The organism is Microbacterium sp. M1A1_1b (genome assembly GCF_053345565.1).
On record NZ_JBKFAJ010000005.1, the window covers coordinates 306,479 to 319,078 of the forward strand.

Annotated in this window: 14 protein-coding genes; 7 read left to right on the forward strand and 7 right to left on the reverse strand. The window is 72.3% G+C overall.

What is annotated here, in order from left to right; genetic code table 11:
- The first annotated feature begins 28 nt into the window (after window positions 1-28).
- The 5 genes from ACLBWP_RS13815 (at window position 29) to ACLBWP_RS13835 (ending at window position 4,664) form a co-directional block, all read left to right on the forward strand.
- Entirely contained in the window at window positions 29-1,414 is a 1,386-nt protein-coding gene (locus ACLBWP_RS13815) for an FAD-binding oxidoreductase (protein ID WP_447655593.1), read from the forward strand.
- Window positions 1,414-2,250 (forward strand): alpha/beta fold hydrolase, encoded by an 837-nt coding sequence (locus tag ACLBWP_RS13820; RefSeq protein WP_447655594.1) that lies wholly within the window; start codon window positions 1,414-1,416, stop codon window positions 2,248-2,250. Before ACLBWP_RS13815 ends, ACLBWP_RS13820 begins: the two co-directional genes overlap by 1 nt.
- A gap of 9 nt (window positions 2,251-2,259) precedes the next feature.
- A complete protein-coding gene (locus ACLBWP_RS13825; RefSeq protein WP_447655595.1) occupies window positions 2,260-2,772 on the forward strand; it encodes a DUF427 domain-containing protein in 513 nt (170 codons plus the stop codon).
- Window positions 2,773-2,895: 123 nt separating this feature from the next.
- A complete protein-coding gene (locus ACLBWP_RS13830; protein ID WP_447655596.1) occupies window positions 2,896-3,654 on the forward strand; it encodes a PP2C family protein-serine/threonine phosphatase in 759 nt (252 codons plus the stop codon).
- A complete protein-coding gene (locus ACLBWP_RS13835) occupies window positions 3,651-4,664 on the forward strand; it encodes a BLUF domain-containing protein (protein ID WP_447655597.1) in 1,014 nt (337 codons plus the stop codon). The genes ACLBWP_RS13830 and ACLBWP_RS13835 overlap by 4 nt, the downstream gene beginning before the upstream one ends.
- Window positions 4,665-4,675: 11 nt before the next feature.
- Here the strand turns inward: ACLBWP_RS13835 and ACLBWP_RS13840 are convergent, their stop codons facing one another.
- Window positions 4,676-5,557 carry an NAD-dependent epimerase/dehydratase family protein gene (locus ACLBWP_RS13840; RefSeq protein WP_447655598.1) on the reverse strand — a complete coding sequence of 294 codons (882 nt, stop codon included), beginning with the start codon at window positions 5,555-5,557 and terminating at the stop codon, window positions 4,676-4,678.
- Window positions 5,558-5,640: 83 nt separating this feature from the next.
- Between ACLBWP_RS13840 and ACLBWP_RS13845 the strand changes: the two genes are divergently transcribed.
- Together ACLBWP_RS13845 and ACLBWP_RS13850 are read left to right on the forward strand one after the other, a co-directional pair.
- Entirely contained in the window at window positions 5,641-6,219 is a 579-nt protein-coding gene (locus tag ACLBWP_RS13845) for a TetR/AcrR family transcriptional regulator (RefSeq protein ID WP_243564188.1), read from the forward strand.
- 4 nt (window positions 6,220-6,223) lie between these two features.
- Complete coding sequence (locus tag ACLBWP_RS13850) at window positions 6,224-7,204, forward strand: endonuclease/exonuclease/phosphatase family protein (protein ID WP_447655599.1); 981 nt, start codon at window positions 6,224-6,226, stop codon at window positions 7,202-7,204.
- Window positions 7,205-7,292: 88 nt separating this feature from the next.
- Here ACLBWP_RS13850 and ACLBWP_RS13855 read toward each other — a convergent pair whose 3' ends face one another.
- The 6 genes from ACLBWP_RS13855 to ACLBWP_RS13880 all read right to left on the reverse strand — a co-directional run bounded on the left by ACLBWP_RS13855 (window position 7,293) and on the right by ACLBWP_RS13880 (window position 12,521).
- A complete protein-coding gene (locus tag ACLBWP_RS13855) occupies window positions 7,293-8,018 on the reverse strand; it encodes an anti-sigma factor family protein (protein WP_447655600.1) in 726 nt (241 codons plus the stop codon).
- The gene (locus tag ACLBWP_RS13860; protein WP_243564191.1) at window positions 8,015-8,539 is read right to left on the reverse strand and encodes a sigma-70 family RNA polymerase sigma factor; all 525 of its coding nucleotides are present in this window, start codon (window positions 8,537-8,539) and stop codon (window positions 8,015-8,017) included. The genes ACLBWP_RS13855 and ACLBWP_RS13860 overlap by 4 nt, the downstream gene beginning before the upstream one ends.
- Complete coding sequence (locus tag ACLBWP_RS13865) at window positions 8,536-9,222, reverse strand: YceI family protein (RefSeq protein ID WP_447655601.1); 687 nt, start codon at window positions 9,220-9,222, stop codon at window positions 8,536-8,538. The genes ACLBWP_RS13860 and ACLBWP_RS13865 overlap by 4 nt, the downstream gene beginning before the upstream one ends.
- A gap of 124 nt (window positions 9,223-9,346) precedes the next feature.
- Window positions 9,347-10,681 (reverse strand): extracellular solute-binding protein, encoded by a 1,335-nt coding sequence (locus ACLBWP_RS13870; protein ID WP_447655602.1) that lies wholly within the window; start codon window positions 10,679-10,681, stop codon window positions 9,347-9,349.
- 68 nt (window positions 10,682-10,749) lie between these two features.
- A complete protein-coding gene (locus ACLBWP_RS13875) occupies window positions 10,750-11,580 on the reverse strand; it encodes a carbohydrate ABC transporter permease (protein WP_447655603.1) in 831 nt (276 codons plus the stop codon).
- The gene (locus tag ACLBWP_RS13880) at window positions 11,580-12,521 is read right to left on the reverse strand and encodes a carbohydrate ABC transporter permease (RefSeq protein WP_447655604.1); all 942 of its coding nucleotides are present in this window, start codon (window positions 12,519-12,521) and stop codon (window positions 11,580-11,582) included. Before ACLBWP_RS13880 ends, ACLBWP_RS13875 begins: the two co-directional genes overlap by 1 nt.
- Window positions 12,522-12,600: the final 79 nt, after the last annotated feature.

Genomic DNA, 12,600 nt, shown 5'->3' on the forward strand with positions numbered 1-12,600 from the left:
CACCGCAGCGCGCCGGAAGGACCAGCACATGACCCTGACGAACCCCGTCGACACCACCGCTCTCGAGCAGTCGATCCCCGCCGACCGGGTCCTGCGCGACCCGGAGTCCCTCGACCGCTACAGCCACGACGACGCCGAGTGGGCCGAGTACCACCGCCCCCTGGCCGTCGTGCTCGCCCGCAGCACCGAGGACGTCGTCGCCACGGTCCGCTGGGCCGCAGCCAACGGGGTCCGGGTCGTCCCACGCGGTGCCGGCACGGGACTGTCGGGCGGCGCGAACGCGGTCGAGCACTCGGTCGTCGTGTCGATGGAGCTGATGGACGCCGTGCTCGAGGTGAACACCGACGAGCGGTACGCCGTCACCCAGCCGGGCGTGATCAACGACGCCCTGCGCGCCCGGGTCGCCCAGGACGGCCTGTGGTACCCGCCGGACCCGGCCAGCTCGGCGATCTCGACGATCGGCGGCAACGTCGCCACCAACGCCGGCGGGATCTGCTGCGTCAAGTACGGCGTGACGCGGGACTACGTGCTCGGTCTGACCGTGGTGCTCGCCGACGGCTCCGTCGTCCAGCTCGGGCGACGCACCGCGAAGGGCGTCGCCGGGTACGACCTGACCGCGCTGATGGTCGGTTCCGAGGGCACGCTCGGCATCGTGACGAGCGTCACCGTGAAGCTGCTCCCCCTGGCCGGACGCGACGAGCGCGCCGTGATCGGGTACTTCCCGTCGCTGAGCGCCGCCGGGGACGCCGTCGCCGCCATCTCGCGGGCCGGCATCATCCCCGCGGCGCTGGAGATCGTCGACCGCACCTGCCTGCGCGCGGTCGACGACTGGACGCACCTGGGCCTGCCGTCCGAGGTCGACACCCTGCTGCTCGCGCGCATCGACGAACGCGGCGCTGCCGGGGACGACATCGCCGACCACGTCGCCGGGGTCTTCGCCGACGCCGGTGGCACCGACGTCGAGCGGGCGACCGACCCGGACGAGATCGACCGGCTGTTCCACGCCCGACGTCTGGCGTACCCGGCGCTCGAGCGGCTGGGTCCGGTGCTCACCGAGGACATCTGCGTGCCGCGCAGCGCCGTCCCCGAGATGCTCCGCCGCATCCAGGCGACCGCGGCCGCGAACGACGTCACCATCGCGAACATCGCCCACGCCGGTGACGGCAACCTGCACCCGCTGATCATCGCGCCCGAGGGCGACACCGCCGCGAAGGGCCGCGCGAAGGCCGCCTTCGACCGGATCGTCGCCGACTGCCTGGCGCTCGGCGGCACCGTGACCGGCGAGCACGGCGTCGGGTTGCTCAAGCTGCCCGGGCTGCGCGAGGAACTCGGCGAACGGGTCGTCGCGATGCACCGGTCGGTCAAGGACGCCCTGGACCCGGCCGGCACGCTGAACCCCGGCAAGGCGTTCTGATGCCGTCGTTCACGTCGACGGACGGCGCCCGCCTGGCCTACACCGACACCACGCCGGAGACGAGCACCACACCCGAGACGAGCACCACTGCCCGCCGCACCGTCGTCCTGGTCGCCGGCTACGCCATGCCGGCGACGGGCTGGGCCCTGCAGCAGGACGCCCTGCTCGCCGCCGGGCACCGCGTCGTCGCCTTCGACCGCCGCAGCCACGGCGACAGCGACGACGTGCTCTGGGGCCAGCGCGTCAGTCGCCACGGAGCCGACCTGCACGAACTGCTGGTCCACGTCGACCTGCACGACGTGCTGCTGGTCGGGCAGTCGATGGGTGCCTCCACGATCTGGGCCATGGTCGACCTGTTCGGCACCGCACGCGTGGGCAGGGTCCTGACGATCGACCAGACGCCCAAGCTCGTCAACGACGACACCTGGCAGCACGGCTTCACCGGCATGACCCCGGAGAACAGCGGCACGTTCTTCGACCACGGGATCCCGGACACCGGCCGCGGGCTGCGCGTCGACCCGGAGAACCCCGGCGTCCTGCGACTGATCGAGCGGATCGGTGGCTTTCCGGCCGTGCGCACCCCGAACGCCCCCGAGACCGTCCGGCTGCTGCGCGACCACGGCCTGCAGGACTGGCGGGACGTCGTGGCACGACTCGACGTGCCGTTCACGATGGTCGCCGGTCGGGGCAGCCAGCTGTGGCCGTGCTCGCACGCCCAGGCCGCCGTCGGGACGAACCCGAACGGTCGGGTCGTGGTGCTCGAGGACGCAGGCCACGCGACGAACCTGGACCAGCCCGACGCGTTCAACGAGGTGCTGCTCGGCTTCGCCGCGTAGACCGGAGTCATGACTCCTCGCTGGCCCGGACACCCCGCCCCGATCACCCCCGGCCCCGGGCAGGAGTCGGTGTGGGACTACCCGCGTCCTCCGCGGCTCGAGCCGACCGACGAGCGCATCGTCGTGCGCCTGGGCGGCCAGGTGATCGCGGACACGACGAACGCCGTGCGCGTGCTCGAGACGAGTCACCCGCCGGTCTACTACCTGCCCGTCGAGGACTTCGTCGACGGCGCGCTCACCCCGACCACCGGCACGAGCATGTGCGAGTTCAAGGGCCGCGCGAAGTACGACGACGTGCACGGCGGCGACGTCACGGTGCCGAGCGCCGCCTGGTACTACCCCACACCCGAGCCCGGCTACGGCGAACTGGTCGGCCGGGTGGCGGTCTACCCGAGCCGGATGGACTCGTGCGAGGTCGCCGGCGAACGCGTGCAGTCCCAGGCCGGCGACTTCTACGGCGGGTGGATCACCGCGAAGGTGGTCGGGCCGTTCAAGGGCGAGCCGGGCACGCTCGGCTGGTGACCCCAGACGGACGGGAGGCGCATGGCGGGCCCGCCACGGGCCTCCCGTCCGCCGTCGGTCACCGACACCCCGTCACCCGAACGGGGTGACGGCCGGATCGGCGTCTCCGGGGTACGGTGCGGTGTGGCCTTTGCACACGAGGTGTTCGACGACGAGGCCGACGGCCTCGACCTCGACCTCGCCGTTCGCCTGCAGGTCGTGCAGTCGGCGCTGCTGCCGCTGACCGGTGCGGTCCAGGGGTGGTCTGCCGCGCACGCCTGGCGCGCCGCCGCGGGACTGTCCGGTGACTTCGCCGAGTGGTGCGTCGCCGACGACGGGCGCACCGCGACGGCGACTGTCGGCGACGTCATGGGCAAGGGGACGCCTGCCGCCCTGCTCGCGACCCACATCGCGGGTGCGCTGGCGACCCAGCGGCACGAGGTCCCCGCGGTCGCGGTCGACGCGGCGGAGACCGCGGTCCGCGATCGCCTCGAACGCGCCTCGGCCTTCGCGACCCTGTTCCACGGACGGCTGCGGTTCGCCGACGGCGCCGTGGACTTCATCGACGCAGGACACGGCTTCGCCGCGATCGGACACGCGGCAGGTGACGCCGAGCACATCCGGTCAGCGGACCTGCCCGTCGGTCTGCAACCCCGCGGGTTCCCACGCATGCCCCGTCGGGTCGACATCGGTCCCGGTGACGTGCTGCTCATCGCATCGGACGGCATCCTCGAGCTGCCGGGCGCGACCTTCGACACCCTGACCGAGCTGGCGACCGAGCTCACCCGGGTGCCGACCCTCGACGACGGCCTCGGTGACTTCGTCGGCGCCGTCGGCGGGCGGGTCGACGACGACCTGACGCTGCTCGCGATCCGTCGGGACGCCGCAGAGGAGCACCGATGACCCTGCGATCGCTCGTCTTCACCTGCGCCCGGACCGGCCGGTTCTCCGTCGACGACCTGGTCGGGATGCTGCCGACGGCCGCCGCCCGGAACGCCGACCTCGGTGTGACCGGCATCCTGGCGATGCACGACGACAACGTGATGGGTGTGCTCGAGGGACCCGAGGACGTCGTGCGCGCGCAGTTCGCCGAGGTGGCAGCCGATCCCGCGAACCTCGACGTGCAGGTCCTGTGCGACGACCCGATCGCGGCGAGCACGTTCGCGTCGTGGTCGCTCGCACTCCGCACCGACGACCCGCGGCTCCTGGCGACCCCCGGCTTCGTGGACCTGTTCGACCCGCGCAGGGCGCCGGACCCCGAGGCAGCGACGTCGCGGGCGCACGCACTGCTCGAGTGGTTCCGCCGGACGCCCCCGGTCCAGCTGTCGACGCGACGGCTCGTCGCACCGGCCCAGGAGCGCGCGGTGACGGCGACGATCGACCTGCTGCGGGAGATCGGACCGGCGCGGTGCACCCTCGGGGCCGTCGCCACCCGTGCAGGACTCCCGCCGGAACAGCTCGCCGTGCTGTTCCCCACCGTCCACCACCTGCTCGCCGCGGCGCTCGGCACGTGGCTGGCATCGGTGTCGGCTCCGCTCGCGCACGTCGCCGCCGAACAGGGCACGATCCCCTGGCTCCGCGCCATGGTGGTCGCCCTGTCCAGCGAGCCGGCGCTCGACCGGTTGATCGTCTTCGCGCTGGCGACCGCCGCCGATGCCGGTGACGCCGCCGCCGAGCCGTTCCTGGCGACGTACCGCGCCTTCCGCACCGGCATCCGGCAGGCGCTCGAAGCGGACGTCGTCGCGGGGCGGGAACCGTCGTCGACCGACCCGGTGCGCGGGGCACGGCAGCTGCTGGCGTTGTTCGACGGGCTCCGGATCCAGAACCTGTTCGATCCGGAACCCGACATCGCCGACGCGTTCCACCGTGCTGCCGAACAGCTGCGCACCGGCTGGTCACACGACCAGCACTGACGCCGTCCGGGTCAGGGCTCGATCGTCTCCAGGTCCGCCAGCAGGCTCGGGTGTGTGGGTTCCCACCCGAGCGCCCGGCGGGTGTGCTCGCTCGATGCGGGCTGGTCCATCGCGAAGATCGGGCCGAACGGGCCGAAGGTCTCGTCTGCGACCCGGGCGACCGGCAGCCCGAGCCGACGGCCGATGACCTCGACCAGGTCGATCACGCGGTCGCCCTGGTCGGCGACCGCGTGCCAGACGCTGCCCGCCGGAGCCGACTCGAGCGCGAGCCGGAACAGCACCGCGGCGTCGCGCGCGTGCACGGCGGGCCAGCGCTGCGCACCGTCGCCCGGGTGCCCGGCCACGCCGCTCTGGCGGGCTGCCTGCGTCAGCAGTCCGGCGAACCCGCCGGCCCCGTCCGCGTGCACGGTGCGCGGCAGACGGATCGCCGACACCCGGACGCCGCGGTCGGCCAGGGCGAGCGCGGCCAGCACCGAACGGGCACGGCCCGCGACCGGCCCCTCGAGCGGCAGCGGATCGGTCTCGAGCGCGGCACGGCCCTGGACCCAGGGCGTCCCCGACACGACGACGAACGGCCGGTCGGAGTCGACGAGTGCGGACCCCAGGGCCGTCATCGCCCGGGACTCCTGCTCGATGGCCGCGGCGAGCCCCTCGGCGCTGTCGTACTCGTTCGGGAACGCCAGGCTGACGACGCCCTGGGCTGCGGCAGCCTGGGCGTGCAGCAGGTCGACGTCGTCGATCGAGCCGGGAACGGGCGTGGCGCCCATCGCGGTGAGCTTGGCGGCCGAGGCGTCGGACCGGGCCAGGGCGGACACGGTGTGCCCGGCAGCGGTGAACTCGGCGACGACGGCGGTGCCGATGGTGCCGGTGCCGCCGGTGATGAAGACGTGCATGGGTGCTCCTCGAAGTGATGCGACTGTTGTCCCGTCACGGTACACCTGCGATGGGACATTTGTCCCGTCGGTATGATCGACCCATGGCACGCTGGGAACCCGGAGCTCGCGAACGGATGGTGCTGGCTGCCGTCGACCTGTTCTCGGACCAGGGCTACGACGAGACGACCGTCACCCAGATCGCCGAGCGTGCCGGGGTGACCAAGAGCACGTTCTTCCGGCACTTCCCCGACAAGCGCGAACTCCTGGTCGCCGGGCAGGAGACCCTGAGCCGGCTGCTGGCGGACGGCATCACCGAGGCACCGGACGGCAGCACGCCGCTGGCCGCGGTCGCCGCGGGGCTGGAACGCGCGTCGGCCGAGATGGGCCCGACGAACCGCGAGCTCGGACCGCGCCTGCGGGTCGCCGTCGCGGCGAGCGCCGAGCTGCAGGAACGGGATGCGCTGAAGTCCGTCGGCATGGCGGCCGCGATGACCGACGCACTCGTCGCCCGCGGCATCGCCGAGGTGCCGGCGCGGCTGGCGGCCGAGATGGGCGTGCTCGCGTTCAAGCAGGGGTTCGAGCGGTGGTCGGGCACCCCCTCCGGCGCCGACGACGACCTCGCGCAGCACGCACTGGCAGCGCTGACTGAACTCCGTGCGGCCGCTGCCGGGTTGGGCTGAGGCCGTGCGCACAGGGTCGGTCATCCGGTGGACGCTGTCCGCCGTCGTCATCGCGGTGAGCCTGGTGCTGCTCGCCCCGGCGGTCGTCGGTGTGTCCACGCTCGTGGGCCCCGCGCAGCTCGTGGCCCTGCGGGGCGTCACGGCGATCGGGCTGCTCGTCGGCGCCGGGTTCGTCCTGCTGCTCGCCGTCGTGGTCCGCCTGTTCCGCGGCCGCATCGCCTGGCTGGTGGTCCCCGCACTCGTGCTCGTGCTGAGTGCCGTCGCGCAGGTCGGCGTGGGCACCGTCCGGTCGTTCACCCCCGGCGCCGTGCAGGCCCAGTCCGACCTGGTCGTCGCGGGCCTGAACACCGAGCACGGGCTGGTCGGCGACGACGAGTTCGTGCGGTTCGTCCGCAGCGAGGGCCTCCAGGTCGTCGCGATGCCCGAGACGGACGCCACCCGGGCCGCGGCCCTGCAGCGGGCACTGGCCCGTGCCGGACTCGACTTCCAGCGGTTCGGGGTGCAGACCGGCGACACCGCGAGCACGGCGACGAGCCTGCTGGTCGACCGACGTCTGGGCGCCTACCGCCAGGCGCGCGCGGCCGCCACGACGCTGGGGTCCGTCGCTGCCGTGCCGGTCGACGGCGACGGCCCGCGGTTCGTGGCCGTGCACACGAACCCGCCGATCCCCACGTCGGCCGACATGCGCCGCTGGAGACACGACGTCCCCGCGGGACTGTCGGGGTGCCACGGCGACGCCGTCGTGGCCGGGGACTTCAACGCGACCGTCGACCACGCGGTCTTCGCCGTGCCCGACGGGTGCCGCGACGCAGCCGCCAGCACGACGAGCACGGCGACCTGGCCGACCTCGGCACCGACCTGGATGGGCGGCGCCATCGACCACGTCCTGGCGACCACCCAGTGGCGCCCCGTCAGCACCGAGGTCCGGGTCGTGGGCGGCAGCGACCACCGCGCGATCATCGCGCACCTGCACCGGGTCGGCTGACCGCCCCAGGCTGACCCGACCGCCCCAGGCCGCCCGGGCGCCTGCCGGCTGACCCGGGCCGCCCGGGCGCCTGCAGGTCGACGGGCGCCTACAGGTCGACGCCGGCGAGCACGACCTGCTGCCCACGCAGCCGCACCTGCACGCTCGCGATGTCCGACCGGGCGATCTCCGTCGACGCGGACAGCCCGCGGGCATCGGCTCCCGCCGCGGTCCACGACGCCACGGTCGACGTGCTGCCGTCGGTGCGCACGACCACCAGGTCGTACATCACCGACCCGTCCGAGGCCCAGCTCTTGCCGCCGTACGAGCACCCCCAGTCGAACCGGGTGCCCCACTGCTCGCCACTGACCGCCAGGTCGACGTCGAGCCCTTGCTGGCCGACCATGTCGTACCGGTCGGCGACCGCCGAGGCGGTGGTGGTCGCTCCGGCCTGGACGGACCCGACACGGTCACCGGCGGTGCCGACGGCCAGTCCACCGAGCACGGCGACCACGACCGCCAGCCCCGCGGTGGCGCCGACCCAGACCCGGCGACGACGCCGACGGTGCCGGACGCGGTGCGCGACGGCGGCGAGGGTGCTGTCGGACCGCGTGTCGGGCCTCCCGTCCGGTTCCGCGATCTCGACCGCCTGGTCCGCCGGCAGCTTGCCGAGCAGACCGGGCAGGCCGACCAGTTCGGACACGGCGGCCGTGCAGCGGTCGCACGTCTCGAGGTGTCGTTCGTACTCCAGCCGCTCGTGCGGTGGGAGCGAACCGAGCACGTAGGCCGCGTCCCACTCCACGTACCGGTCGTCAGGCGTCGGGTCGCCGTTCATCGGGTCACTCCTCGTTCTTGCAGTGCGAGCCGGATGGCCCGCAACCCGTAGTGCAGCCGTGACTTCACGGTGCCCTCCGGGACGTCGTGGCGTCGGGCGATCTCCGGCACGGTGTGACCGAGCCAGTAGGCGTCCACGACGACACGACGGTGGTCCGGCGTCAACGAGGCGAGCGCGTCGGCGACGATGATCCGGTCGAGCACGGCGTCGGTGCGGTCGGACTCCGCGCCCTCGACCGTCCACTCCGAGCCGGTCTCACGGCGGTTACGCGCCGAGCGGGCCTCGTCGACGACCAGATTGCGGGCCACGGTGAACAGCCAGGCGCGGGCACTGTCGGGCGCCCGCTCCAGCACGTTGGGGCGCTGCCATGCACGGACCATGGTCTCTTGCACGACGTCCTCGACCGCCTCGGCGCCCGAGCCGCCCCGCGTGAGGTGCCGCACGTACCGCGTGAGCGCGTCGCCGTGCTCGCGGTACAGCGCCTGCAGCAGCTCGTCGGCGGAACGGCTCGTCACGGTCACTTCCCGAGGTCGAGGGAGAACTCGACGGAGCCCTTCCCGTCCACGGTCACGAAGCCGAGCGACGGTGCGGTCACGCCGTAGTCCTGGAAGGTGATCGGCACCGAACCGACGACCTGCACGGTACCGCTCTTGCCGACCGCGACCTGCGCATCAGCGGTGACGGGCTTCTCGACACCGTGCAGGTCCATCGTGCCGGTCAGCGTGACGTCCTGCTTCGTTCCGTCGAGCGCCTGTGCCACGTCGACCGGCTTGGTCAGCGTGAACGTCGCGGTGGGGTACTTGTCGGTCTCGAGTGCCTTGGTGCGGAAGTACGCGTCACGTGCGGACTCCGGCGTGGAGATCTTGCCGACCTGCACGGTGACGGTCGCCGTCGTGAGCTTCCCGCTCGACACGGCGACCTTCCCCTCGACGTCCTTCGTGCGTCCGACCACGTTCACATCATTCCCCTGCAGGACCTCGTGCACCCGGTAGCCGGCGTACGAGCCGCTCTGGCCGGTCCAGGTACCGTCGGCATCCGCCGCGTCGAGCTTGCCCGACGAGCTGGCCTGCAGCGAGGGCGCGGCCGCGGCCTGCCCGTTGACGGTGTTCGCGTAGATGACCGGGCCGACGACAGCTGCCGCGGCGATGACGACGACGCCCGAGGCGATGCCGATGACGATCTTGGTGCGCTTGGTGAGTGCCATACCCGGACAACGGGACAGCGGGCCGGATGGTTCAGAAGTTGTTGCGGACATGCCGGGAGGCCCGGTGCCAGCTGGCACCGGGCCTCCCGCCCGCCCCGTGGTCAGGCTGCCGCGGGGCGGCTGCTCACTTGTTGGCGGCCTGGTTGTAGGACGCGATCTGCGACTTCGCCTGCTGCTCGGCAGTCTGCATCGTGGCGCGGACGTCCGCGCCCTCGACCACGCGGTTGAACGCGCCGATCACGGTGGCGCGCACGGTCGGGAACGCGCCGGTCACGCAGCCGGCGGCCGCGGTGCTCGACGGGTCGGCCGTCAGCTGCTGGTACATGGTCGCGACGTTCGGGTCCGCCAGGGACTGCTTGCCGACGCTGGTGTCCGCAGCCCCGGTGTCCATCGCCAGGTAGCCGGTGGCCTTGGCCCACTTCGCCTGCACGTCGGGCGTCTGGAGCCACTTCGCGAAGTCGAACGACGCCTTCTGCTGGGCGGACGAGTGGCCCTTGCCGGAGATCCACAGCGCGTTGCCGCCGATGACCTGCCCGGCGTCCGACGACGACGCGGTGGTCGGGAACCGGGCGACGACGGACTTCGAGCCGTCCGGGTCGACCGTCGTGTACGCGCCGGACGAGGTCAGCAGCATGCCGACCTTGCCGCTGGCGAACGCCGAGTTCATCGCGGCGGAGTCGGTGCCCGGGTTGAGCGCGACACCCTGCTGGTAGAGCGACTGCAGCGTCGTCATGAAGTCGACCTGCGTGTCCGAGGTCAGGGAGACGCCCGTCGCCGTCTTCGACCCGCGGCCGTTGTCCGGCGTGCAGAACGCCTTGCCACCGGACGCCGAGAGCTCCTCGAGCATCCACGAGTCGCCCATGTTCATGCTGAAGCCGTAGGCGCCGCTGGCCTGGTGGATCCGCTTCGCCCACGTCGCGACCTCGGCCAGGGTCTTCGGCGGCGAGGACGGGTCGAGGCCGGCCTTCGTGGCGAGCGCCTTGTCGATGTACAGCACCGGCATCGAGACCGAGAACGGCATCGCGGCCAGCCCGTCCTTGCCGCTGTAGTAGCGCTTGGCGGCGGGGGCCATCGTCGAGGTGTCGACCTTGCCCAGCGTCGACGGTGCCACGGTCTGCCCGGAGTCCATCATGAAGCCGGTCGAGACGTCGTTCATCATGAGCAGGTCGGGCGTCGACGAGGACTGCACCGCGGCGGTGTACTTCGTCTGCACCGCGGCGTAGTCGCCCTGGAACGACGCCTTCACGGTGGCGTGGTCGGTGTTGTCGGCGTTGTACTCGCTGACGAGCGAGTCCAACTCGGTGGCCGCGGGACCGGCCATGGCGTGCCAGAACTGCACCGTGACGGGGCCGGACGACGCGGGGCTGGCGGACCCGGAGGCGGAGCACCCGGTCAGGGCGACGGCGACTGCGGCGGTGACGCCGAGCACGAGGACGGCGGAGGAACGGCGAGACGGCATGGGGCTGCTTCCTGTCGTGGGAGTGTTCGTGGTGGGGATGCGTGGTGCGGGGACGGATGCGGGGCGGGTCACTTGAGTGCGCCGGCGGTCAGGCCACCGGCCAGGAACCGCTGGGCGAGCAGGACGAGGACCAGCACGGGGAGCGTGACCATCGCCGCCCCGGCCAGCACGACCCCGACGTCCGAGGCCTGGGCGTCCGCCAGCTGGGCGATCCCGACCTGCACGGTGCGGTTCTCGGGCGAGTTCGTCACCAGCAGCGGCCAGAAGAACCCGTTCCACGCGGCAGTGGCGGACACCAGGGTCACGGACACCAGGGTCGGCCGGGTGATCGGCAGCAGCATCGACCGGATGAAGCGGAAGTGCCCGGCACCGTCGAGCACGGCGGCTTCGCGCAGCTCGTCGGGGAAGCTCAGGAACGCCTGGCGGAACAGGAAGATCGTCAGCGCCGAGGCGACGAAGGGCAGGAACACGACCAGCAGGGTGTCGATGAGGTGCCACGACGACACGGTCAGGTAGTTCGCGATCAGGGTCGTCTCGCCCGGGATCATCATGCTGGCGAGCAGCACGAGGAACAGCGCGCGGGTCCCCCGCATCCGGCAGAACACCAGCGCGTACGCGGTCATGATGCCGATCGTGACCTGCAGCACCGTCTGGCAGAGCGTCACGACGACGCTGTTCAGGAACTGCTGGCCGAGCGGCACGACCTGGGTGGCGCGGACCAGGTTGTCGAGCGTCAGGTGGAACGGGAGCAGTCCGGGCAGCCCCTGCTCGAGGTACCGGGTGGGGGTGAGCGCACCCTCGAACACGTAGTACAGCGGGAAGCACACGACGACGACCGCGACGACGAGCCAGGCGTAGACGAACGCGCTGCGGAAGCGGCGGGCGGTGACCGGGCGCATCAGTAGTTCACCCGCTTCTCGAGCACGCCGAACTGCACGAGCGACAGCCCGAGCACCAGCAGGAACAGCATGACCCCGAGCGCGGCGGCGAGCCCGAAGTTCGCACTCGCCGAGCCGAACGCCTGCTGGTAGATCGCGTAGACCAGGGTCCGCGACGAGTTCGCCGGCCCGCCGCCGGTCAGGATCTGGATCTGGCCGAAGGTCGTCAGCGCCTCGACGGTGCCCGTGACGACCACGAAGAACAGCGTCGGCGTGACGAGCGGCAGCGACACCGACCAGAACGTGCGCACCGGTCCGGCGCCGTCCAGGTGCGCGGCCTCGACGACGTCCTGGTCGATCGCCCCGAAGGCCCCGACCAGCAGCAGGACGGTGAACCCGAGCGAGCCCCAGACCGTGACGACGATGACGCTCGCCAGGGCCCAGTGGGTGTCCGTCAGCCACGGCACGCCCTGACCGCCGGACTGCCGGATGACCGTGTTGACCAGGCCGGTGCCCGGCGCGAGCATCGCCGCGAACGCGACCGACCCCGCCGACACCGAGACGACCATCGGCGAGGTGAGCAGCGCCTGGAACACCGCGGTCCCCCGCAGCTTGGCGGTGAGCGGCACGACGATGAGCAGTCCGAACACGATCCGGCCGGCGACGACCCCCGCGCAGAACAGTGCGGTGTTGCCCATCGTCTGGGCGAAGTCCGGGTCGGTGAGCGTCCGGACGTAGTTCTGCAGACCGACCCAACCGGCGGGCTGCCCGAAGATGTCGGTGCCCTGCGTGCTGAGCACGATGACGCGCACGAGCGGGTAGAACACGAACACGCCGAACACGACCAGCGCGGGCAGCAGCAGTACTGTGCCGACGCGGCGGTCGGACCGCAGCCAGGCACCCGATGTCGGTGCGGGGCGGGCGGGACCGGCGAGCAGGCCGGGCCGGACGGAGACCGTCATGGGGTGTCCACCTCCGAGTAGGGAACGTTCCCTATCCGGGAACGGACTCCACTGTGCGGGCGGGCCGGTGAGCCGGTCA

Excerpts from the sequence above, each read along its gene's own strand:
- ACLBWP_RS13815 (WP_447655593.1), top strand. The coding sequence starts at position 29 with ATGACCCTGACGAACCCCGTCGACACCACCGCTCTCGAGCAGTCGATC.
- ACLBWP_RS13820 (WP_447655594.1), top strand. The coding sequence starts at position 1,414 with ATGCCGTCGTTCACGTCGACGGACGGCGCCCGCCTGGCCTACACCGAC.
- ACLBWP_RS13825 (WP_447655595.1), top strand. The coding sequence starts at position 2,260 with ATGACTCCTCGCTGGCCCGGACACCCCGCCCCGATCACCCCCGGCCCC.
- ACLBWP_RS13835 (WP_447655597.1), top strand. The coding sequence starts at position 3,651 with ATGACCCTGCGATCGCTCGTCTTCACCTGCGCCCGGACCGGCCGGTTC.
- ACLBWP_RS13840 (WP_447655598.1), bottom strand. The coding sequence starts at position 5,557 with ATGCACGTCTTCATCACCGGCGGCACCGGCACCATCGGCACCGCCGTC.
- ACLBWP_RS13845 (WP_243564188.1), top strand. The coding sequence starts at position 5,641 with ATGGCACGCTGGGAACCCGGAGCTCGCGAACGGATGGTGCTGGCTGCC.
- ACLBWP_RS13855 (WP_447655600.1), bottom strand. The coding sequence starts at position 8,018 with ATGAACGGCGACCCGACGCCTGACGACCGGTACGTGGAGTGGGACGCG.
- ACLBWP_RS13865 (WP_447655601.1), bottom strand. The coding sequence starts at position 9,222 with ATGGCACTCACCAAGCGCACCAAGATCGTCATCGGCATCGCCTCGGGC.
- ACLBWP_RS13870 (WP_447655602.1), bottom strand. The coding sequence starts at position 10,681 with ATGCCGTCTCGCCGTTCCTCCGCCGTCCTCGTGCTCGGCGTCACCGCC.
- ACLBWP_RS13875 (WP_447655603.1), bottom strand. The coding sequence starts at position 11,580 with ATGCGCCCGGTCACCGCCCGCCGCTTCCGCAGCGCGTTCGTCTACGCC.
- ACLBWP_RS13880 (WP_447655604.1), bottom strand. The coding sequence starts at position 12,521 with ATGACGGTCTCCGTCCGGCCCGGCCTGCTCGCCGGTCCCGCCCGCCCC.